We start from the raw sequence: 23,139 nt of genomic DNA on the forward strand, positions 1-23,139 counted from the left end.
GAGTTATTATGTCACAGATTGATTTAAAAGAATTAACAAAGAAAAACCAGGAATTTATCCATATTGCAACCCAGCAATTTCTCAAGGACGGAAAAACAGATGCTGAAATCAAGGCTATCCTTGAAGAAGTCATTCCTCATATTCTTGAGGAGCAACCAAAAGGAGTGACAGCTCGTTCTATCTACGGAGCACCAACTCACTGGGCTCATAGTTTCAGCGAAAAAGAGCAATACGAAAAAGAACATCCAAAAGAAAACGACGATCCAAAATTGATGATGTTGGATTCAGCCCTTTTCATCACAGGATTATTTGCAGTAGTTAGCGCCTTGATGAGCTTCTTCTCAAACCAACCTGTGGCCTACGGATTGGTAACACTTATCAGTGTAGGGGCCTTTGGTGGAGTTGCCTTCTATCTTCTCTATCACTTCATCTACCGCTACTACGGACCAGATACTGACCGTAGCCAACGCCCACCATTCTGGAAATCACTTTTGGTTATGTTAGCAACCATGTTTGCCTGGGTCTTCATCCTCTTCTTGAGTAACTTCCTTCCACAAGCCATCAACATTAGTCTCCCACCACTTGTTTTGTTGGTCATTGGAGGAGCTCTCCTTGCCCTACGTTTCTACCTCAAAAAACGTTTCAACATCAAGAGCGCAAGTGCTGGACCTGCTAGATATTAAAATAAACAATAAAAGTAGTGTGTTTTACAGACAGACTACTTTTATTATGGCTCCAAAGCTTTTTTTTTATTCTCCAAAGAAAAGTAGTTACATTTTCTAAAAACGTTCTAATGTAAAGTCTTTCCTTAGAATCCCGAGGTTTTGTCCTTGAATCCAAGTTGTTTTTCTGTTATACTAATAAAGTAATAAGGAGAAATATATATGACTAAACAGAGAATTAATCAAATTGTCGGTTCAATTGGTGCCTTTATCGGGATTATTGTATTTATAGCCTACATCCCCCAAATTTTTGCCAATTTACAAGGGAACAAAGCTCAACCATTCCAACCTTTATCAGCAGCTGTTTCTTGCTTAATCTGGGTCATTTATGGATGGACAAAAGAACCTAAGAAAGACTGGATTCTAATCATTCCAAACTCGGCTGGGGTTATCCTTGGCGGACTAACCTTCCTTACTGCTCTATAAGAATACAACTACTATAAAAAGCAACCACACGATTGGTTGCTTTTTTACTATTTTCTCGATCTAAAAGTCTTCTTCTGACTCTAATTCTTGTTGTTTCCCCTCATCTTTTGTGATACAATAGCATCAATTTATTTTTAGGAGGATAATATATGACTTCTACTATTGGTATTATAAGTTTATCTAGTGGGACTATGGGTGAAGACTTTGTCAAGCACGAAGTGGACTTGGGTATTCAACGTCTCAAGGACCTCGGACTCAATCCTATCTTTTTACCTCATTCGCTAAAAGGCTTAGATTTTATCAAAGAACATCCTGAAGCTCGTGCAGAGGATTTGATTCAGGCCTTTTCTGATGATAGCATCGACATGATCCTATGCGCCATTGGTGGAAACGATACCTATCGCTTACTACCTTATCTTTTTGAAAACGACCAACTACAAAAGGTTATCAAACCAAAGATTTTTCTCGGTTTCTCGGATACAACTATGAACCATCTCATGTTGCATAAACTAGGAATCAAGACTTTTTATGGTCAATCATTTATAGCAGACATTTGTGAATTAGACAAGGAAATGTTGCCATATAGCCTCCACTACTTCAAAGAATTGATAGAGACTGGTAGAATTTCAGAAATCCGCCCTAGTAACGTTTGGTATGAGGAACGGACTGATTTTAGTCCCAAAGCCTTGGGAACACCTCGTGTCAGCCATGCAAATACAGGTTTTGACTTGTTACAAGGCAATGCTCAGTTTGAGGGAGAAATCCTCGGTGGTTGTCTTGAGTCTCTCTATGATATTTTTGACAACTCTCTACACGCAGATAGCACAGACCTCTGCCAAAAGTACAGACTCTTCCCTGACTTATCCGACTGGAAAGGAAAGATTCTATTGCTAGAAACAAGTGAAGAAAAGCCTGAACCTGATGATTTCAAAAAAATGTTGCAGGCTTTAAAAGAAACTGGGATATTCGAAGTCATCAGTGGACTCTTGGTCGGAAAACCTATGGATGAAACCTTCTATGACGACTATAAGGAGGCTTTAATGGACACCATTGATAGCAATATCCCGATTGTCTATAATCTAAACGTTGGCCATGCCACACCAAGAGCAATTGTTCCCTTTGGAGTCCACGCGTATGTAGACGCAACGGATCAAGTCATTCGCTTTGACTATAACAAAGAAAGAGAGTGGGACAGAAATTGGTAATTCGTTAGAATTCGATTTCGTCATCCCACCTCCGCACAGTTGAGTAGGGCTGTAAAAGCTGATGAAAGCAGCGTAGTAGAGCCCACTCAACCACTGCGTCTTGCTCGACAATCCATAGACAATTGAGAGGCTAGGACTTTTGTCCCAGCCTCTTTTTCTCATTATCATTACTGGCATTTTCGTCACATACTACTGATAGCTAAAATGATGAAGGAGAGGCTATTCCCTAACATGTGAACAAATAGGGGGTATAGTAAATATTCTCCTTTTCTTTCACATAAATAATAGAAAAGGCAAGCCCACCACCTAGGTATCCGACTGCACCAATCCACTCTGATAAACTTACATTATGCATATGAGTCAGAGCAAAGACAAGTCCTACCAGAAGAATGTTTAGCCAAGTTGACAGTTTTTTCTGCAGGTGATGCAATAACAGTTGACGGAAAAAGAGCTCTTCCACTATAGGCCCTATGATGCAGGCGAAAACGGCTATCAGTAGTGGTTGCTCTTGAAAGGTGCTTTGAATATTCGACTGGTTTAGACCTTGTCCGACCAGCCCCAAAAACTGCCTCAACATCTCTGATACAAAGCCAAAGACAACAGTCATCAGAATGAGAAAGAGCCAGCCTGTTATGACGCCAAAGAAGAATTTTCTTTTAGTTTTTCTAATCTCATTCCATTGTTGAATCAATCTATCCCTGCACAAGAAAGAGCCATATAGTGCTAATACTACATAGACTAGATAATTTGCAATGGTAGATGGCATCAAATAAGACAGCAATTTCACACCACCAAACACAAAGAGAACTGTATAAAGAATCGCAAAAATCAGAATTCCCTTATTTTTGTTAGACTTCATTTCACTTTCCCTTCCATTCACAATCATTCTCGTGGTCGTCAACCAGACCTGCAGCCTGCAGATAGGACAAGACAGCGACTGGTCCAGTGAACTTAAAACCACATTTTTTGAGATCCTTGGATATTTTTTCAGACAAAGGCGTTTTGGCTGGTGCTTGACTGTAGTCCGGGATATCATTAACGATGGTTTTTCCATCCACAAAAGACCAGAGATAAGCATCAAAAGAGCCATACTCTTTCTGAACTTGTAGAAAGGCCTGGGCATTAGCTCGCGTCGCAAATATCTTGGCGCGATGACGAATGATAGCTGGATTGTCTAACAAAGATTCCAGCTCTTCATCCGTCATGTCTGCAACAGCTTGAATTTGGTAACCATGAAAAGCTTGACGGAAGGCTTGGCGTTTATTGAGCACCGTTTCCCAAGACAGGCCTGCCTGATAGGTCTCCATACACAACAACTCAAACAATGCTTGATCATCATGTAGGGGTTGGCCCCACTCTTCATCATGGTAGGCTACATACAGAGGGTTGTTCATTTTAACCCAGCCACAGCGTTTTGGCATAGACTTCTCCTATTTCACCAACATCTTGAGAGCAGATTTAATGTAATTTTCTGCTGTATCTGTCGTTCCTTCAAAGAATTTCTTGATTTTCTTAAGCTCAGCCGCCTTGTAGCCCAAGGCCAACATGGCTTCCATGGCTTCTTCCAATTCTTGGTTGTCGTTGCTAGATGGAATAGCAGTCTTAGCAGGGAAGTCATCACCTGCCACAACCACCTTACCTTCTAGGTCCAAAACCATCTGTTGGGCTGTTTTCTTGCCGATCTTCGGAAACTTGGTCAAGTAAGTGATGTTCTTGCTTTCGATAGCTTGGACAAGGCCTGCATTGTCATCAGCTGCAATAATGGCAAGAGCTGATACAGGACCAATGCCCGACACCGAAATCAAACTGAGAAAGAGTTTTTTCTCGTCTTCCGAACGGAAACCGTAAAGCAGGTGAGCATCTTCGCGAACGACTTGATGCACATAGATTTGCGCTTCTTGGTTGACTTGTCCTGAGTAAGCATAGGGGTTAGCCACGTGCAAAATGTAGCCGATGCCGTTTGCTTCTAGGACGATGTATTTAGCAGTAATTTTGGTAATAATACCCTTTAGATATTCGTACATAATTTTCCCTTCAATTTATACTCAATGAAAATCAAAGAGTAAACTAGGAAGCTAACCGTAGGCATAACTTGAGTTAGGCAAGGTAAGGCTGACGCAGTTTAAAGAGATTTTCGAAGAGTATTAGTATTTTCCTAGTTCTCGTAGACTGGTGTGATTTTCCTGAATGCGACGGAACATCTTTTCCATATCTGACTTGGTAAAGTGGACCAAAACAGGACGTCCGTGCGGACAGTTATATGGGTTGTCACATTGAGAGAGCTGATAGAGGAGCTGTCTAGCTGAGTGGTCATCGATACGGTGGTTGGCCTTGATAGACCGCTTGCAGGACATCATGATCGCTAGCTCTGCTCGGTATTTCTTGATTGAAACTTCCTTTGTCAAAAGGAGCATATCACACATCTCATAGATACCAGACTCGATTTCCTCTTCTGCCATCCAAATAGGATGTTCCCGAAGGATGAATTGATTCTCCCCGTACTCTGCTAGAAAGACACCAACTTCCTCCAATAGAGGCATTCTTTCCTTGAGACGAAGGGCATCATCTGCAGGGAATTCAAAGATGTAAGGCACTAGGAGTTGTTGTTGACTTTGGTCAACATTGCCGATACTCTCACGGTACTCCTCATATTTAACCCGCTCCTGAGCCGCATGCTGATCTATGATGTAGAGCCCATCTCGACCTTGGGCAAAGAGATAGGTTCCATGCATCTGCCCGAAAAATTCCAACTCTGGGAAGCTCGAAGATTCTTCTCGCTCCAGCTTATCATAAGCCTTATCCAAACTAGCTAAATCTAACTCTGGATGATCCAGTTGGTCATGGCTAGCAGGTTTTCTCTCTGCAAAATGCAGTTTGGCCGGCTTGGTTATCTGGTCTAAGGTTTCCTTGGCAAACAGGTTCACATCCTGTCTGTCTTCTGTTAGGTTCACCTGATGGTCTGCTACCTCAGATTGTGTCTGTCTTGTCGGTTCATTTTTTTCATAGTAAAGCGTATTTTCTCTCAGCGGCAAAGTCGTTTGCTCTACTTTTTCACGATTGCGAACGGTAGATTTGGCAAGATTTTCCAAGGCGTCTGGAATCAAAGTCTGTTCCTTAAGACTCTTTGCGATAGCTTCTGAAACCAGCGCCATCAGTTCTCTTTCCTTGGAAATCCGCACTTCTTGCTTGGTTGGATGCACATTGACATCTGCTAGATAAGGATCGATCTGGATGTGAATAACAGCCAGCGGAAAACGCCCCACCATGAGCTTGCTGCCGTAACCATCTAAAATAGCTCGATTGAGCAAGAAGTTTTTGATATAACGGCCATTGATAAAAAGACTGATATAGTTGCGATTTGCACGTGTTAATTCCGGCAATGAAACAAAACCTGAAATTTCAAAATCTAGGTCAGAATTCTCAATCTCAACCATCTTTTTAGCACTGGCTAGACCATAGATTCCAGCAATGGCTTGGCGCAGTTGACCCGTACCAGCTGTCCGTGTCATTTCCTTGCCATCGCTAATCAGGCTAAAGGAAATCTCAGGATGGGCCAAGCCTAGACGATTGACAATATCGATGATATGAGACAACTCTGCCTGCTGGCTCTTCATATACTTGAGACGAGCTGGTGTGTTGAAAAAGAGATCCTCCACACAAACCTTGGTCCCAACAGGACTGGTCGCAGGGATGATTTCTTCAACTTCTCCCCCACGAGCAACTAGCTTAGTCCCATGACTTGCGCCATCCACCGCTGTCAAAAGAGTCAGCACACTAACAGATGCGATAGAAGGCAAAGCTTCACCACGAAAACCAAGAGTCCGAATCCGAAAGAGATCCGCTTGATTCTTAATCTTACTGGTCGCATGACGGCGGAGAGCCAACTCGACTTCATCGTGGGCAATCCCGTGACCATTATCGGTAATTTGGATTTTCTTAAGACCAGATTCCTCAATCTCAACGATAATCTGGCTTGAGCCAGCGTCGATAGCATTTTCAATCAATTCTTTAACCACGCTGGCAGGACGTTCGATCACTTCTCCTGCTGCAATCTGGTTGGCCAAGACTTCTGGCAATTCAATAATATGAGACATCTTTCAGCCCCTTTCTTAACGATTTTTATCTATTTCTCTGAAAATAAGCTAGTGCTATTATACCATATTTCACTCGTTTCCAAAAAAGTCCAAGCAGCAACTTTCTTCCCGATTTTACTAGGTTATTTGCCAAGTTTGTGGTAAAATAGGTAGAAACAATATTTTAAAAAGGAGAAAAGACACATGCACATTTTTGATGAGCTAAAAGAGCGTGGTTTGATTTTTCAAACGACTGATGAAGAAGCTTTGCGTAAAGCCCTAGAAGAAGGTCAAGTTTCTTATTATACTGGCTACGATCCAACTGCTGACAGCCTTCACCTAGGTCACCTTGTCGCAATCTTGACAAGTCGTCGTTTGCAGTTAGCAGGTCACAAACCTTATGCGCTCGTTGGCGGTGCTACAGGTCTCATCGGAGATCCGTCCTTCAAAGATGCTGAACGTAGTCTCCAAACAAAAGACACAGTAGATGGCTGGGTCAAGTCTATCCAAGGACAACTTTCTCGCTTTCTTGATTTTGAAAATGGTGAAAATAAAGCTGTCATGGTCAACAACTACGACTGGTTTGGCAGCATCAGCTTCATTGACTTCCTCCGTGATATCGGAAAATACTTCACTGTCAACTACATGATGAGCAAGGAGTCTGTGAAGAAACGTATTGAAACAGGGATTTCTTACACTGAGTTTGCCTACCAAATCATGCAAGGGTATGACTTTTTTGTCCTTAACCAAGAACACAATGTAACCCTTCAAATCGGTGGTTCTGACCAATGGGGAAATATGACTGCTGGTACAGAATTGCTTCGTCGTAAAGCTGACAAGACTGGTCACGTCATCACTGTCCCACTCATTACAGACGCAACTGGTAAGAAATTTGGTAAATCTGAAGGGAATGCTGTTTGGCTCAACCCTGAAAAGACTTCTCCATACGAAATGTACCAATTCTGGATGAATGTCATGGACGCTGACGCTGTTCGCTTCTTGAAAATCTTTACTTTCTTGTCACTTGACGAGATCGAAGACATCCGCAAACAATTTGAAGCGGCGCCACACGAACGTTTGGCTCAAAAAGTCCTAGCTCGTGAAGTCGTAACACTTGTCCACGGAGAAGAAGCTTATAAAGAAGCTCTTAACATCACTGAACAACTCTTTGCTGGAAATATCAAAAACCTTTCTGTCAAAGAACTCAAACAAGGACTTCGTGGAGTGCCAAACTACCAAGTAAAAGCAGACGAAAACCACAATATCGTGGAACTCCTCGTGTCATCTGGTGTGGTGAATTCAAAACGCCAAGCCCGTGAAGACGTCCAAAACGGAGCTATCTACGTCAACGGCGACCGTATCCAAGACCTTGACTATGTCTTGAGTGACGCAGATAAGTTAGAAAACGAACTCACTGTTATCCGCCGCGGGAAGAAGAAATACTTCGTTCTAACATACTAAAAAACAAACTGGAGGCATTTGCCATCCAGTTCTTTTTTTGCTAGACTAAAACTATGAATACAAACCTCAAACCTAAACTCCAGCGTTTTGCCTCTGCTAGTGCCTTTGCCTGCCCCATCTGCCAAGAAAATCTGACCTTGGTAGAGGGCAGTCTCAAGTGTGATAATCGTCATTCTTTTGACCTGGCAAAATTTGGCTATGTCAATCTGGCACCCCAAATCAAGCAATCTGCTAACTACGACAAGGAAAACTTTCAGAACCGCCAGCAAATCCTAGAAGCTGGATTTTACCAGGCTATCTTAGAAACCATCTCGGACTTACTAGCAACGAAGCTATCCGCAAAAACTGTCTTGGATATCGGTTGTGGCGAGGGGTTTTACTCTCGTAAACTCCAAGAAGCCAACTCTGATAAAACCTTCTATGCCTTTGACATTTCAAAAGACTCGGTCCAAATCGCAGCCAAAAGCGAAACCAACTGGGCAGTCAACTGGTTTGTCGGCGACCTGGCTCGCCTTCCTATAAAAGACGCTAGCATGGATATGCTACTTGATATCTTCTCGCCTGCCAACTACGGAGAATTTCAAAGAGTATTATCAAAAGACGGCATCTTAATCAAGGTCATTCCTACCGAAAATCACCTTAAAGAAATCCGCCAAATGGTACAGGAGCAACTAACAAAGAAGGACTATTCCAACCAAGATATTAAGGAACATTTCCAGGAACATTTCAGCATCCAATCGAGTCAGATAGCTTCCCTGACCAAGTCCATCACCGCAGAGCAACGCCAAGCCCTGCTTAGCATGACGCCCCTACTCTTTCACGTCGATCAAAGCAAGATTGACTGGAGCCAGTTAACCGAGATTACTATCGAAGCAGAGATTCTTGTGGGTAAGGCAAAGTAAACCTACATTTGATAACATACAAAACCCGTACCTGTCATGAGATACGGGTTTCATTGTTTAAAAAGGCAACTGAAAATGAGTTCCAAAAAAGCGAGCCAGCCTTTGCTACCTCACTTTAAACCAATTTTTCCCACTTGAGATTTTCTTTGCTAACTGCATCTTGAATGGCGTTGGAAAACTCTCCTTTGATTTCCGCATCAATTTGATTGTTTATAGAATCAATCTCTTTCTTGGTTTTTGTACCGATTTTTTTCGCTTTTTTGTCAAATTTCTCAATAATCCGAGCTGTAGCCCGTTTTTTAGCCGGAACATACAAGGTTCTGATAAGCGACCGTTCTAGGTTCTTTTGTATTTCACAGTATGCTTCATAAGAGCGTAACTGATCCATTCCCCAGTCGTAAACCCCGTGCATTGTACCCTCTACTTCTCTCACACCTGGAATATACTCCTGAGCGAAATCATTGATACCAGAAAGTTCGTTTCCAAAGTAAGCCATGTTGTCCGAAGCAAAATCATAACCTGCAGTTCCGACATCTTCATATAATCCCATCTTTTTCTCCTATTTTTCATCTGCCTGACATGCTCTTAGTTCGCTATAAAGTTGTTCAACAACACCTTCTTGTTTTCGGTGTTCTTTTTTATAACTACTCTCTAAGTCATCATATGCTCTTTCTAGATCACGTTTCCGAGTTTTGAACTCCTCTTCATTTACCATCCGATATCGGCGAATAGTCTCCACTGCGGCATCAAGCATTTCCTCAGTGGCATCTGGCATTTTTGAATACTCTGACAAAATAATCGAATGCTTTTCATCAAATTTTTGTTCTAAACCTCTATAAAAATCTCCCAAGAAATTCCACTTAGTATCCAAGTCATTCTTTGACTGTCGGTATTCATCTTCTACTTTGTAGAGTTCTTCTTGGGCATCTACTAACTTCGTCCTAATCTCACTCCACTTATCCATGAGCAATTAACCCTTGTAATTCTGTATCTTTCTCAACGATTTGCTGAACTCCTGACTTAATCTTTGCCTCTAAGCCTGTAAATGAAGTAGCTACTTCCTTCGCCGTCTTTTTAACAGTTCGACAATGACTGTCCACCGATTCCACAATAGTTCCATAGTTGATATTACATTCATTGTAGGTTCCTCTGACTTCATCTGAGGATAGGAGAAAACCGAATGGTACATCTCCGAGGCTTTTATACACGGTCAGAGCCTTATCGACTGCGCTCGTCCCTTTGGCACCAATCAAATCGACCGTCGCACTAGAAATCGTCGACAAGCCACTAGCAACCGTTAGGGCTTGCTCTGAGTCTAGTGCGATTAGTTCTGCCTTGGACAAACCATTTAGAGAAGCCGTACCGATGTCATTGACTTTAAAGCGATCTTTCTTGCTCTGCACACGTTTTAAGCCTTGATCCGTATTTCTTTTAATATCGTCTAGCGCAATCGAATACTTGATATCACCAGCAACTGCCCGTAAATCTCCCATCAAGTGACCACCTGAACGGGGGATAACATACTCTTTACCGACATATACTCCACCAACCCGATCAGATATATTATTCAGCGGATCTTGCTGTGTCGTAATGCGTGTGATGTTTCCTGTAAAACTAGCCTTGTCACTTTCTATCGCTGCAATATTTTTAGCAGAAAAAATGCTCAGGCCAGCAGGGATATAGAGAGGCGCAGCATTGTAGACGATGGTTTCTGGAGCGTTGTATTTCAGTGCGACTCGCTGAGCGACATTCCCACCCAAGGAGTGCCCTGTCAAGATAACATCTTCTGGATTTAAGCCGTTCTTTTTTAGAACATCCTCGTAAAACTGATAAGCTGAATCATAGTGATGCCCCATCCCAAAAGCGATACTAAGCCCATCGGTTTTAATTGCGTCGTTTACCAAGTCACTATCAGGGTTGGTCCCTGTATAGGCAATGATAGTTTTTCCACTTGTTTCATCTTTAAAAGCAACCCCGCTCGTCCCTGTCACAGGATCACGAAAGCTGGATAGATATGTGAAATTATGGGGCATGATTTTATTTTCTTCTTTAGAGTAGAAACTGTCAACATCTTCATCAGTAGCACCATTAATTCTAGCTTTTTCAAATTCATAAGACAGATCCGAAGCATCCAGTGTTGGATTCGTTCCATCTAAAACAGTGTATTCTTTATAATCGCTCATTACTAATCCTTTTCTAGTTTTCCAACAATACCTTCTGAATGAGCAAGACTATCTTTTCTAAAAATGATGGAATAACCGTAATTCTTTCCTGATACTGTTGGTTCAGGGATATTAATAATCATATTAAGTTGACTATCTTTTTCTAAACCTAAATATGTATTCACTTGTTTATTTTTAAGCTTATAGGTGATACTGGCAGAACCTGTCTCGAAACTATAGCCTTTCCGAACAACTTCTAGTCCTTTTAAACTAGACCTAGAAATAGAAAATTCCTGCATTAAAAGACGTGGGTATTTTAAATCACCCTTTTCTTTATTATCCGAAGAATTTACTTCTGATAAATGAAGGTTTCCATCTTTGTAATAGACATACCCTTTATATAACATTTCCTTTTCAATTTTCCCATCTGAATTTTTGAGTGAGCTTTCTTTGGTAATTTCTCCTTTTATTTCTTTGATTTCGGAAATGCCATTTAAAACAGTTTGGTAAATTATAGTTGGTGAGTTGTCATCTTTCTTTTCAGAATCTGTTATACGAATCTGAAACCCATCCGGAAACTTTTCAAACAAGTCTTCCAGATTTTCCGTTGGATAGACCTGACTTAACTCCGAGGCCTTTCCTTCGATAAATTGTCGACTACTCTTTAGACTACATCCAGCTAACACCATTATTCCTACGCCTCCTACTAACATCAGCATTGCAATTTTTTTAAACATGAACTGCTCCTCTCTCAGGACTTAAAATCATTACTCTATTATATCAGTTTTTGGACGCGGTTTCAATCTATGCAACTAGCCCATTATTCAGCGGATCTTGCTGTGTCGTAATGCGTGTGATTTTTCCTGTAAACTGAGCCTTGTCACTTTCTATCGCTGCTATATTCATAGCCCAGGAAAGCCCCATCAAGGGACTAATCAGAATGCCACCAATATTGGCACCAGCAGGGATATAGAGAGGCGCTGCATTGTAGACAATGGTTTCCGGAGCGTTGTATTTGAGAGCGACACGCTGAGCGACATTCCCGCCCAAGGAGTGCCCTGTCAGGATGACATCTTCTGGATTTAGGCCGTTCTTTTTTAGAACATCCTCGTAAAACTGATAAGCCGAACCATAGTGATGCCCCGTCCCAAAGGCAATACTGAAGCCATCTGTCAAGACAACATCATTAACCGAATCACTATCAGGGTTGGTCCCTGTATAGGCAATGATAGTTTTTCCACTTGTTTCATCTTTAAAGGCAACCCCGCTCGTCCCTGTCACAGGATCACGAAAGCTGGATAGATATGTGAAGTTCCAAGGCTTGATTTTCTTTTCGGTATCAGAATACTTATCCAATACTTCGCGATCTGTTGCTCCATCTATCCTAGCTTTTTCAAATTCATAGGACAAATCCGAAGCATCTAGTGTCGGATTTGTCCCGTCTAGAACTGTATATCCTTTATTGTCACTCATATTTTTACCTCGCAGTGCTTCTTTACACAAATTTATTACTTTTGCCGAAATATAACTTTAGTAACCTTCAATTAATTCTGTATGAGAGTTATGACCATCTTTAATATCTAAAGTATAGCTATAAGCCTTATTTTCAACCGTCTCATACATGATATAAATAATCATTTTTAATTCTTTAGCCTGCTCAACTCCCATGTATGTGTTCAAAATCGGATCTATGATATTGTATACAATATCTGCACTGCCAGTCCCACTATTATAACTTTTACGAACTATATCCAAATCTGATAATTTATCTTTGTTTATAGTAAATCTTTGTAGCAATAACACAGAATTCTTAATTTTAAAATTCGCATTTGTATCTTTTAATTGAATTTTACCATTTTGATAAATGACTTCACCCTCATATACAAAACTTTCACTACGCTTTTCATCTTGATCAAAACTAACTTGTTTCTCTGATATTGTGCCTGAAATCTGTCTAGTTTTAGAATTTCCATGTAAACTGATTGATTGGAGTTTGTACCCACTTTCTTCATATTCGTATAAATCCTTTGAGGTAATCTGAAACCCATCCGGAAACTTTTCAAACAGGTCTTCTAGATTCTCCGTTGGGTAGACCTTGCTTAATTCTGCAGCCTTCCCCTCGATATATCTTCGACTGCTTTTCATAAAACAACCTGTCAATGTCAACAGTGCCATTCCCAAAAGTACGACTGCTAGTGCTAGTTTTTTTGTCATAATTTTCCCTATCCTTGATATGATTCATTTTAATTAACAATAGTATACCTGTTTTTCCTATATTGTGCTAGCTTTTTAACGGGATGGGCAAATTTCTATAAAAGCCCCTACTCTTTTATAGCTAAAAACAAAAAACGCATCTTTTTAGATGCGTTTTTTATAATCTAATGCAAAGAATCTTAGTTCAAGTGCCAGATATCTTCATTATACTGAGCGATTGTACGGTCAGATGAGAAGAATCCTGCTTTCGCAATGTTGACGATGACTTTATCCAACCATGCATCACGGTCTTCGTAATCAGCAAGCATTTGCTCTTTCACTTTGATGTAGTCTTCCAAGTCAAGAAGAGTCATGAACCAGTCTTTGTTGATCAATTCATTGTAAAGACGTTCCAAGCGTTCTTTCTTACCAACTGCAAGAACAGCGTCGCTCACGATAAAGTCAACCAAAGGTTTGATCGCTTTACGAGCGTAGAATTCACTTGATTTGTAAGCTGATTTTGCGTAAAGGTCGATAACAGTTTCTGAATCTTCACCAAAAATGTAGATGTTTTCGTCTCCAACCAACTCAGCGATTTCCACGTTAGCCCCGTCCATAGTACCAAGAGTCAAAGCTCCGTTCAACATGAATTTCATGTTACCAGTACCTGAAGCTTCTTTAGAAGCAAGTGAGATTTGTTCTGAGATGTCACATGCTGGGATGAGGAAGCTTGCTGCAGTAACGTTGTAGTTTTCAACCATTACCACTTGCAAGTGTGGAGCTACTGCTGGGTCGTTAGCAATCACTTCTGACAAGCAAAGGATCAAGTGGATGATGTCTTGGGCGATTGTGTAGGCAGGAGCTGCTTTACCACCAAAGAATACTGTGATTGGACGAGCAGGGATATTACCAGCCTTGATGTCCAAGTATTTGTGAATCACGTACAAAGCGTTCATTTGTTGGCGTTTGTACTCGTGAAGACGTTTGATTTGGATATCAAAGATAGAGTTAGTATTGATTTCCACACCTTGGTGTTCTTTCAAGTGACGAGCCAATTTACGTTTGTTGTGAGCTTTGATGCTTTCCAATTTTTCTTTGACAGCAGCCTTGTCTTCGTATGAAAGAAGGTCTTCCAATTTAGAAGCTTCATGGTGCCATTCGCGTCCAAGAATCTCATCCAAGTAGTGAGACAAGCTTGGGTTAGCATGCATGAGCCAACGACGGAAAGTGATACCGTTTGTTTTGTTGTTGAATTTTTCTGGGTAAAGATCGTAGAAAGCTTTCAACTCAGAGTTCTTCAAGATTTCAGTGTGAAGAGCGGCAACCCCGTTTACGCTGTATCCATAGTGGATATCCATGTGGGCCATGTGTACACGATCGTTTTCATCAATGATTTGAACAGCTGGATCTTTGTATTCAGCACGAACACGACGGTCCAATTCTTTGATGATTGGTACCAAGTGAGGAACCACTTCTTCCAAGAATTCAAGAGGCCATTTTTCAAGGGCTTCAGCAAGGATTGTGTGGTTTGTGTAAGCAGTCATGCTACGAACGATAGAAATTGCTTCATCAAGTTCGATACCACGTTCAGTCAAAAGACGGATCAATTCAGGAATCACCATTGATGGGTGAGTATCGTTGATTTGTACAACTGCGTAGTCAGCAAGGTCATGCAAGTTGCTTCCTTTTTCGATGGCTTCATCGATGATCAATTGAGCACCGTTTGAAACCATGAAGTATTGTTGGAAGATGCGGAGCAATTCACCTTGTTTGTCGCTATCGTCTGGGTAAAGGAAAAGAGTCAAGTTGCGAGCGATATCTGTCTTGTCAAAGTTGATACCATCTTCGATGATAGAAGAGTCAACTGAATCCAAGTCAAACAAACGCAAGCGGTTTTTAGTAGCTGTTTTGTAACCAGGTACATCGATATCGTAAAGAGTAGATGTCAATGTAAAGTGTGCAAATGGCACTTGGTAGCTACGACTTGAGCGAACCAACCAGTTTTGGTCAGTTAACCAAGCGTTAGGAATTGTTTCTTGTTGGTTGTTTTTAAGAACTTGTTGGAAAAGACCAAAGTGGTAGTTCAAACCAACACCGTCACCGTTCAAACCAAGTGTAGCGATTGAGTCGATAAAGCAGGCTGCCAAACGTCCCAAACCACCATTACCAAGTGATGGTTCCAATTCTACTTCTTCAATTTCGATCAACTCTTTACCTGCATCAGCAAGTTCTTTTTTAACTTCGTCATAAAGACCGAGGTTAATCAAGTTGTTTGACAAGAGTTTACCAATCAAGAACTCAGCTGAGATATAGTAAACTTTTTTCTTACCAGTGTTGACTGGTTTTTGGCTGCTTGCTAGTTTGCTGTAGTTAAGAAGAGCAAGGTAAAGCTCTTCATTGCTACATTCTGCGATGGATTTATTGTAACGATTTTGTACAAATTCTTTTAATGGTAACATTTTTTGTGTCTCCTGATAATGTCTTATTTCTTTAATTCTACCAAATTTTCATTGATTCGGCGATAAATTGTAGTCAAGTCAAGCAAAGTTTCTTCGACAGCAGGAGTCAATTGATCCTCTGTCATACGCCATGACCAGTTTCCACCAAGAGTAGATGGGAAGTTCATACGAGCTGAACCATCCAACTCTAGCAAATCTTGCATAGTAGCGATAGTCATAAAGCTTACTGATGAGAAGGCTGTACGAAGCATAGCATGTACTACTGTTTCATATTCCTTGCGGTTTGTGTAACGTGCCATGTACTCACGAGTTGGATCGTCGATTTCATTGCGATACCAACCAAGAACAGTGTTGTTATCGTGTGTTCCTGTGTACATAACTGAATTGGCTGGTGCCAAGTGTGGGCTGTCGATACTTTCGTGCTCTGGGTTGAAGGCAAATTGAAGGACTTTCATTCCTGGGAAGCCAGTGCGTTCACGTAGTTCAATAACTTCGTCAGTCATGAATCCAAGGTCTTCTGCGATGATGTTCAAGTCACCAAGTTCCTCTTTAACCGCTGCAAAGAGTTTGTAGTCAGGTCCTTTCACCCATTTACCAGGTGCTGCTGTTTCAGAACCAGCAGGGATTTCCCAGTAAGATTCAAATCCACGGAAGTGGTCGATACGAACGATATCGTAGATTTTAAAGCTTTCACGCAAGCGTTCAATCCACCATTTGTAGCCATCTTTGTCCATTGCTTCCCAGTCATAGATTGGGTTACCCCAAAGTTGACCAGTTGCAGAGAATTCATCTGGTGGGCAACCTGCGATGCAAGTTGCTTTCCCGTTTTCATCTGTTTTAAAGAGATGTGGATTTGCCCACATGTCGCTTGAATCTTCCGCTACATAGATAGGCATATCTCCGACAATCTCGATGTGGTTTTCGTTAGCGTATGCTTTCAATTTCAACCATTGTTGGAAGAAAAGGTATTGGGTTACGCGGTGGTAAACAAGCTTGTCAGCTAATTTCTCACGGTAGCTTTCAAGAGTTGAAGCTTTACGAGCACGAGCATCTGCATCTGGCCATTCTGTCCAAGCAAGATTATCAAAATGCTCCTTGATAGCCATGTACTCTGCAAATAGTTCAAGCCATGATTGATTTTCTTGAGCAAATTTTTCGAAGTCTTTGACATCTCCAGCTTCAAGGAAACGTTTGACAGCTTTCTCTAGAAGCGGACGACGTGCATAGTAGATTTTAGCGTAGTCAACTTCAGTTGGATTGCTACCGAAGTCAACTCCCTCAAGATCACTTGCTTCCAAGAGACCTTGCTCCACCAAAATATCAAGGTCGATAAAATGAGTGTTTCCAGCAAAGGCTGAGAATGATTGGTACGGAGAATCTCCATAGCTGGTTGTTCCTAAAGGAAGGATTTGCCAGTAGCGTTGCTTCGTACGAACCAAGAAGTCAACGAAATCATAGGCGCTTTGACCAAATGATCCGATTCCGTATGCTCCTGGAAGTGATGAGATGTGCATCAACACACCGCTTTGACGTTTTTTCATATTAGCACCTCAAGTGTTTATATTATTAATTATTTCAATTTTGCGCAAACGTTTGCGCTAAGTCAAGTATACCCCATTTCTAAAATAAATGCAAGCGTTTGTAAAAAAAACTTTTTCCCTACTTTTTATTTCCGAAATCGGAAATTCCCTATATTTTAAATTTCCCCCTCCCTTTGTTTCGTCTTCTATTTATGCAATCGTTTCCCTTCAATTATTTTTGAATTGAAATTTACACGATTTCCTATTTCTCTTCTATTATACAAACAATTTTAGGAATTAGCCAGTCACAAGCTTTTTAAAATTTTTTCAAAAAAATGCTTGCAACCGTTTTCTGTTTGTGCTATACTAAGGTCATAAGGGAAAACGTTTGCGTTTCCTCGAAATTAAAATTTGTTATTCTTTAGGAGGAATACACTATGTCAACTAAATTCATGAAGAGCGCTGCTGTACTTGGTACTGCTACTCTTGCTAGCTTGCTTTTGGTAGCTTGCGGAAGCAAAACTGCTGATAAAGCAGCTGATTCTTCTGCATCAGGAAGCCAAGAAATCACTTTCTACGTTGAAGACCAATATAAAGCTTACGCTGAGAAAGTTGCTGCTGCTTATGAAAAAGAATCAGGAACAAAAGTTAACATCAAATCTGGTGACCAACTTGGTGGACTTGACAAACTTTCACTTGACAACCAATCAGGTCAAGCCGCTGACGTTATGATGGCTCCATACGACCGTGTAGGTAGCCTTGGTACTGACGGACAACTTTCAGAAGTAACTTTGAGCGACGGTGCTAAAACTGATGACACTACTAAATCTCTTGTAACTGTTGGTGGTAAAGTTTACGGTGCTCCAGCTGTTATCGAGTCACTTGTTCTATACTACAACAAAGACTTGATTAAAGAAGCTCCAAAAACATTTGCTGACTTAGAAAACCTTGCTAAAGATAGCAAATACGCTTTCGCTGGAGAAGACGGAAAAACTACTGCTTTCCTAGCTGACTGGACTAACTTCTACTACGCATACGGACTTCTTGCTGGTAACGGAGCTTACGTATTTGGTGATAACGGTAAAAATCCTAAAGATATCGGTCTTGCTAACGACGGAGCAATCAAAGGTCTCGAATACGCTAAAACTTGGTACGACAAATGGCCTAAAGGTATGCAAGATACTGAAGGTGCTGGAAACTTGATCCAAACTCAATTCCAAGAAGGTAAAACAGCTGCTATCATCGATGGTCCTTGGAAAGCTCAAGCATTCAAAGATGCTAAAGTAAACTACGGTGTTGCAACTATCCCAACTCTTCCAAACGGTAAAAACTACGAAGCCTTTGGTGGAGGTAAAGCTTGGATCATCCCATCAAGCACTAAAAACCTTGAAGGCGCTCAAAAATTTGTAGACTTCCTTGTTTCAACTGAACAACAAAAAGCATTCTACGATGCAACGAACGAAATCCCAGCAAACACTGAAGCTCGTGCTTACGCTGAAGGTAAAAACGATGAGTTGACTACAGCTGTTATCAAACAGTTCAAGAACGCTCAACCAATGCCAAACATCTCACAAATGTCAACAGTTTGGGACCCAGCGAAAACTATGCTCTTTGATACTGTAAGCGGTAAGAAAGATGCGAAAACAGCTGCTAACGATGCTGTAACATTGATTAAGGAAACAATCCAACAAAAATTTGGTAACTAATTGATTTGTTCAAGGGGGGTGGAAGCAAAATCCCCCCTTTGAATTTATAGATATGCTTCTTATCTGATGTACCTATCTTACGAATAAATCCGAGTTTAAACTCGCATCCTATGAAAGGAGTAATCATGGAAAAACAACAGCCTCGCAAAGCAGCCTTGCTGTCAATCATTCCTGGTTTAGGACAAATCTATAACAAGCAAAAAGCTAAAGGTTTTATTTTCCTTGGTGTGACTGTTCTATTTGTTCTGTATTTTCTAACGCTTGCAGCTCCTGAATTGAGTAACTTGATCACACTCGGTACAAAACCGGGCCGTGACAACTCTCTTTTCATGCTGATTCGTGGTGCTTTCCACTCTATTTTTGTAATTGTTTATTTAGCATTTTATATTTTCAACATTAAAGATGCTCACACTATTGCAAAACGTATCAATAACGGTATTCCTGTGGCTCGTACCTTCAAGGATATGATCAAAGGTATTTATGAGAATGGATTCCCATACCTCTTAATCATCCCATCATATGTAGCGATGACATTTGCGATTATCTTCCCTGTTATCGTAACCTTGATGATTGCCTTTACCAACTATGACTTCCAACATTTACCACCAAATAAATTGTTGGACTGGGTTGGATTGACGAACTTCACAAACATCTGGAGCTTGAGTACCTTCCGTTCAGCCTTTGGTTCCGTTCTTTCTTGGACCATTATCTGGGCTTTGTCTGCTTCTACTTTGCAGATTGTTATTGGTATTTTCACTGCTATCATTGCGAACCAACCATTTATCAAGGGTAAACGTATCTTTGGTGTTATCTTCCTTCTACCTTGGGCAGTACCAGCCTTTATCACTATCTTGACTTTCTCAAATATGTTCAACGATAGTGTTGGTGCTATCAATACTCAAGTAATCCCTCTCTTTGCTAAGGTTCTTCCATTCCTCGATGGAGCACTAATCCCTTGGAAAACAAACCCTACTTGGACTAAGGTTGCCTTGATTATGATGCAAGGATGGCTTGGCTTCCCTTATATTTATGTCTTGACACTCGGTATCCTACAATCTATTCCAAATGACTTGTACGAAGCAGCTTACATTGACGGTGCAAATGCTTGGCAAAAATTCCGCAACATCACTTTCCCAATGATCTTGGCCGTTGCGGCACCTACTTTGATCAGCCAATACACCTTCAACTTTAACAACTTCTCTATTATGTACCTCTTCAATGGCGGAGGTCCTGGTAGTGTAGGTGGTGGAGCTGGTTCAACCGATATCTTGATCTCATGGATTTATCGTTTGACAACTGGTACAGCTCCTCAATACTCTATGGCTGCTGCCGTTACATTGATTATTTCAATCATCGTCATCTCTATTTCTATGATTGCATTCAAGAAACTACACGCATTTGATATGGAGGACGTCTAAGATGAATAACTCAATTAAACTTAAACGTAGACTGACTCAAAGCCTTACTTACCTCTACTTGATTGGTCTTTCAATCGTTATTATCTATCCTCTTTTAATTACGATTATGTCTGCCTTCAAGTCTGGTAACGTCGTAGCCTTTAAACTCGACAGCAATGTCAACTTTAGTTTTGACAACTTCAAAGGACTCTTCACTGAAACCTTGTACGGAACATGGTACCTCAACACTTTGATCATCGCTTTGATCACTATGGTCGTTCAAACAAGTATTATCGTCCTTGCTGGTTATGCCTACAGTCGTTACAATTTCTTTGCTCGTAAACAAAGTTTGGTCTTCTTCTTGATCATCCAAATGGTTCCAACAATGGCCGCTTTGACTGCCTTCTTCGTTATGGCCCTCATGTTGAACGCCCTCAACCATAGCTGGTTCCTCATCTTCCTCTACGTCGGTGGTGGTATCCCGATGAATGCTTGGTTGATGAAAGGTTACTTTGACACCGTGCCAATGTCTCTTGATGAGTCTGCAAAACTTGATGGTGCAGGACACTTCCGCCGCTTCTGGCAAATCGTTCTCCCTCTTGTTCGCCCAATGGTTGCAGTACAAGCACTCTGGGCCTTCATGGGACCTTTCGGAGACTATATCCTCTCTAGTTTCTTGCTTCGTGAAAAAGAATACTTTACAGTTGCCGTTGGTCTACAAACCTTCGTTAACAATGCGAAGAACTTGAAGATCGCCTACTTCTCAGCAGGTGCTATCCTCATCGCTCTTCCAATCTGTACACTTTTCTTCTTCTTGCAAAAGAACTTCGTTTCAGGACTTACAAGCGGTGGCGACAAGGGGTAATATACCCTCGCCACCCTTTTTCATTTTTGAACTTGTACATCGATTGTCTGGTGAGAAACAAGAGCTTGCTGAGATTACCTTGTTAGTTAGTGGATGAATCATAACAAACATTCACTTTTACCAAGGATCCTACTATCCCCGCTTGAAATAAAAAACATTTCTCTATATAATACTCGTATAGAAAAATGCCTATAGAAAGAGATTTATGTTACCATATCCATTTTCTTATTTTAATAGTATTTGGGGATTTCGTAAGCCCCTCTCTCAACGTTTTGGTCTAAACTGGTTTCAACTGATTTTTACCAGTATTTTCTTGATTAGCTTATCCATGGTGCCTATTGCTATCCAGAACAGTTCTCAGGAAACCTATCCTTTAGAGACGTTCATCGATGATGTCTATGCTCCATTTACGGACGAAGTCGTTCAGGATCTAGCTACCAATGCTCAGATTGTAGATGGAAAACTAAGCTATACGGGGGCAACTCCTCATCAAGCTTCTGTTCAAATTGGAGATACTTCTAGTTCAAGTTTCCCTGAAGAATTACTTCTTAACTTTGAACCTGAGCAACTCGTCATCAGTAAGCAAGGAAAAGAACTAACCAGCATTCGCTATCACGCTATTACAACTGATAGTTTCCAAAGCAAGGAAAGCTTGACTCAGGCTATTTCAAAAGACTGGTATCAACAGAACCGCGTCTATATCAGCCTCTTCCTGGTCTTAGGTGCTAGTTTTCTCTTTGGACTTAATTTTTTCATTGTAGCTTTAGGTGCTAGCCTTCTGCTCTACTTCACGAAAAAATCTCGTCTCTTCTCATTTAAGACCTATAAAGAGTGCTATCATTTTATTTTGAACTGTTTAGGATTACCAACTTTACTGACCATGATTCTAGGTCTTTTGGGGCAGAATATGGCAACTTTGATCACTGTTCAAAACATTTTATTTGTTCTATATCTGGTCACTATCTTTTATAAGACTCATTATCGTGATCCAGACTACAAAAAGTAGGAGATTATTATGCCTGTTACGATTAAAGACGTGGCCAAAGCTGCAGGAGTTTCTCCTTCAACCGTAACCCGTGTTATTCAAAACAAATCAACGATTAGTGACGAAACCAAAAAACGAGTTCGAAAAGCAATGAAAGAGCTCAATTATCATCCTAATCTTAATGCTCGAAGTCTTGTTAGCAGTTATACGCAAGTTATTGGCTTAGTCCTTCCAGATGATTCAGATGTTTTCTACCAAAACCCTTTCTTCCCTTCTGTTCTTAGAGGGATTGCACAGGTTGCCTCGGAAAATCACTATGCCATTCAGATTGCGACTGGTAAAGATGAAAAAGAGCGTTTAAACGCCATTTCACAAATGGTCTACGGAAAACGTGTGGATGGGCTTATCTTCTTGTATGCTCAAGAAAATGACCCCTTGGTACAACTGGTTGCCGAGGAGCAATTTCCCTTCCTCATTCTTGGAAAATCACTTTCTCCTTTCATTCCGCTTGTTGATAATGATAACATCCAAGCCGGATTTGATGCGACCGAATATTTCATCAAAAAAGGATGCAGTCGCATTGCTTTCATTGGTGGTACCAAGAAGCTCTTCGTTACCCAGGACCGTCTCACAGGTTACGAGCAAGCACTTCAAGAACACAATCTGCCTCTTGATAGTCACCGTACCTTCTTTGCAGACGAGTTTCTAGAAGAAAAGGGCTATAACTTTAGTAAACAACTCTTTAAACACGACCCTCAGACCGATGCTATTATTACAACAGATAGTCTCTTAGCTGAAGGTGTCTGTAACTACCTCAACGAACACCAGCTTGATGTTCCGGTTCTCAGCTTTGATTCGGTCAATCCAAGATTGAATCTAGCTGCCTATGTTGATATCAATAGCCTTGCTCTTGGTCGAACTTCATTTGAAACCATTCTGCAAATCATTAATGATGTCAAAGAGAATCGTCAAATCTGCTATCGTCAGGTGATTGCACACGAAATCGTTGAAAAATAAAAACCAACTCTCTATTTTGAGTTGGTTTTTTTGTATTCCATTTATC

21 protein-coding genes and 1 pseudogene are annotated in these 23,139 nt (G+C 40.9%); 10 read left to right on the plus strand and 12 right to left on the minus strand.

Annotation, left to right across the window (positions count from 1 at the left end; genetic code table 11):
* The first annotated feature begins 8 nt into the window (after nt 1–8).
* The 3 genes from M1F91_RS07250 to M1F91_RS07260 all read left to right on the plus strand — a co-directional run bounded on the left by M1F91_RS07250 (nt 9) and on the right by M1F91_RS07260 (nt 2,353).
* The gene (locus tag M1F91_RS07250; protein WP_006146142.1) at nt 9–683 is read left to right on the plus strand and encodes a DUF1129 domain-containing protein; all 675 of its coding nucleotides are present in this window, start codon (nt 9–11) and stop codon (nt 681–683) included.
* A gap of 201 nt (nt 684–884) precedes the next feature.
* Entirely contained in the window at nt 885–1,148 is a 264-nt protein-coding gene (locus M1F91_RS07255) for a SemiSWEET family transporter (protein WP_004250486.1), read from the plus strand.
* Nucleotides 1,149–1,297: 149 nt separating this feature from the next.
* Entirely contained in the window at nt 1,298–2,353 is a 1,056-nt protein-coding gene (locus tag M1F91_RS07260; RefSeq protein WP_247913163.1) for a S66 peptidase family protein, read from the plus strand.
* 182 nt (nt 2,354–2,535) lie between these two features.
* On the opposite strand, the pseudogene M1F91_RS07265 reads toward M1F91_RS07260, so the two are convergent.
* From M1F91_RS07265 to mutL, 4 genes and pseudogenes are all read right to left on the minus strand, one after another.
* Nucleotides 2,536–3,212 (minus strand): annotated as a pseudogene (locus M1F91_RS07265) (type II CAAX endopeptidase family protein).
* A gap of 1 nt (nt 3,213) precedes the next feature.
* Nucleotides 3,214–3,774, minus strand: coding sequence for a DNA-3-methyladenine glycosylase I (locus M1F91_RS07270; protein ID WP_247913164.1), 561 nt, complete (start codon nt 3,772–3,774; stop codon nt 3,214–3,216).
* Between the two features lie 9 nt (nt 3,775–3,783).
* The gene (gene ruvA / locus M1F91_RS07275) at nt 3,784–4,377 is read right to left on the minus strand and encodes a Holliday junction branch migration protein RuvA (RefSeq protein WP_247913165.1); all 594 of its coding nucleotides are present in this window, start codon (nt 4,375–4,377) and stop codon (nt 3,784–3,786) included.
* Nucleotides 4,378–4,497: 120 nt separating this feature from the next.
* Nucleotides 4,498–6,447 carry a DNA mismatch repair endonuclease MutL gene (gene mutL, locus M1F91_RS07280; protein WP_247913166.1) on the minus strand — a complete coding sequence of 650 codons (1,950 nt, stop codon included), beginning with the start codon at nt 6,445–6,447 and terminating at the stop codon, nt 4,498–4,500.
* Nucleotides 6,448–6,630: 183 nt separating this feature from the next.
* Between mutL and tyrS the strand changes: the two genes are divergently transcribed.
* Both tyrS and M1F91_RS07290 read left to right on the plus strand, forming a co-directional pair.
* Nucleotides 6,631–7,887 carry a tyrosine--tRNA ligase gene (gene tyrS, locus M1F91_RS07285; RefSeq protein WP_247913167.1) on the plus strand — a complete coding sequence of 419 codons (1,257 nt, stop codon included), beginning with the start codon at nt 6,631–6,633 and terminating at the stop codon, nt 7,885–7,887.
* Between the two features lie 53 nt (nt 7,888–7,940).
* A complete protein-coding gene (locus M1F91_RS07290; protein ID WP_247913168.1) occupies nt 7,941–8,789 on the plus strand; it encodes a putative RNA methyltransferase in 849 nt (282 codons plus the stop codon).
* A 115-nt stretch (nt 8,790–8,904) separates the two neighbouring features.
* On the opposite strand, the gene M1F91_RS07295 is transcribed toward M1F91_RS07290, so the two are convergent.
* The 8 genes from M1F91_RS07295 to malQ form a co-directional block, all read right to left on the minus strand.
* Nucleotides 8,905–9,339 (minus strand): hypothetical protein, encoded by a 435-nt coding sequence (locus M1F91_RS07295; RefSeq protein ID WP_247913169.1) that lies wholly within the window; start codon nt 9,337–9,339, stop codon nt 8,905–8,907.
* Between the two features lie 9 nt (nt 9,340–9,348).
* Complete coding sequence (locus M1F91_RS07300) at nt 9,349–9,753, minus strand: hypothetical protein (RefSeq protein WP_247913170.1); 405 nt, start codon at nt 9,751–9,753, stop codon at nt 9,349–9,351.
* Complete coding sequence (locus M1F91_RS07305) at nt 9,746–10,972, minus strand: hypothetical protein (protein ID WP_247913171.1); 1,227 nt, start codon at nt 10,970–10,972, stop codon at nt 9,746–9,748. Before M1F91_RS07305 ends, M1F91_RS07300 begins: the two co-directional genes overlap by 8 nt.
* A 2-nt stretch (nt 10,973–10,974) precedes the next feature.
* Entirely contained in the window at nt 10,975–11,688 is a 714-nt protein-coding gene (locus tag M1F91_RS07310) for a hypothetical protein (RefSeq protein WP_247913172.1), read from the minus strand.
* Between the two features lie 67 nt (nt 11,689–11,755).
* Nucleotides 11,756–12,424, minus strand: a complete 669-nt coding sequence (locus M1F91_RS07315) for an alpha/beta hydrolase (RefSeq protein WP_247913173.1) — start codon at nt 12,422–12,424, stop codon at nt 11,756–11,758.
* A gap of 57 nt (nt 12,425–12,481) precedes the next feature.
* Nucleotides 12,482–13,165, minus strand: coding sequence for a hypothetical protein (locus tag M1F91_RS07320; protein ID WP_247913174.1), 684 nt, complete (start codon nt 13,163–13,165; stop codon nt 12,482–12,484).
* 179 nt (nt 13,166–13,344) lie between these two features.
* Nucleotides 13,345–15,603 carry a glycogen/starch/alpha-glucan family phosphorylase gene (glgP, locus tag M1F91_RS07325; protein WP_247913175.1) on the minus strand — a complete coding sequence of 753 codons (2,259 nt, stop codon included), beginning with the start codon at nt 15,601–15,603 and terminating at the stop codon, nt 13,345–13,347.
* A gap of 23 nt (nt 15,604–15,626) precedes the next feature.
* On the minus strand, nt 15,627–17,144 hold the full coding sequence (gene malQ, locus M1F91_RS07330; protein WP_247913176.1) for a 4-alpha-glucanotransferase: 1,518 nt from the start codon (nt 17,142–17,144) through the stop codon (nt 15,627–15,629).
* 416 nt (nt 17,145–17,560) lie between these two features.
* On the opposite strand from malQ, the gene M1F91_RS07335 reads away from it, so the two are divergent.
* The 5 genes from M1F91_RS07335 to M1F91_RS07355 all read left to right on the plus strand — a co-directional run bounded on the left by M1F91_RS07335 (nt 17,561) and on the right by M1F91_RS07355 (nt 23,093).
* Nucleotides 17,561–18,829, plus strand: coding sequence for an extracellular solute-binding protein (locus tag M1F91_RS07335; protein ID WP_247913177.1), 1,269 nt, complete (start codon nt 17,561–17,563; stop codon nt 18,827–18,829).
* Nucleotides 18,830–18,954: 125 nt separating this feature from the next.
* Nucleotides 18,955–20,247, plus strand: a complete 1,293-nt coding sequence (locus tag M1F91_RS07340) for a sugar ABC transporter permease (RefSeq protein ID WP_214262599.1) — start codon at nt 18,955–18,957, stop codon at nt 20,245–20,247.
* Between the two features lies 1 nt (nt 20,248).
* A complete protein-coding gene (locus tag M1F91_RS07345) occupies nt 20,249–21,091 on the plus strand; it encodes a sugar ABC transporter permease (RefSeq protein WP_214262598.1) in 843 nt (280 codons plus the stop codon).
* Between the two features lie 205 nt (nt 21,092–21,296).
* Nucleotides 21,297–22,097 carry a DUF1189 domain-containing protein gene (locus tag M1F91_RS07350; protein WP_247913178.1) on the plus strand — a complete coding sequence of 267 codons (801 nt, stop codon included), beginning with the start codon at nt 21,297–21,299 and terminating at the stop codon, nt 22,095–22,097.
* 9 nt (nt 22,098–22,106) lie between these two features.
* A complete protein-coding gene (locus M1F91_RS07355) occupies nt 22,107–23,093 on the plus strand; it encodes a LacI family DNA-binding transcriptional regulator (RefSeq protein WP_247913179.1) in 987 nt (328 codons plus the stop codon).
* Nucleotides 23,094–23,139 lie beyond the last annotated feature (46 nt).

The sequence above is a fragment of the Streptococcus sp. oral taxon 431 genome, from assembly GCF_023110115.1.
In the GTDB taxonomy this organism is placed as follows: domain Bacteria; phylum Bacillota; class Bacilli; order Lactobacillales; family Streptococcaceae; genus Streptococcus.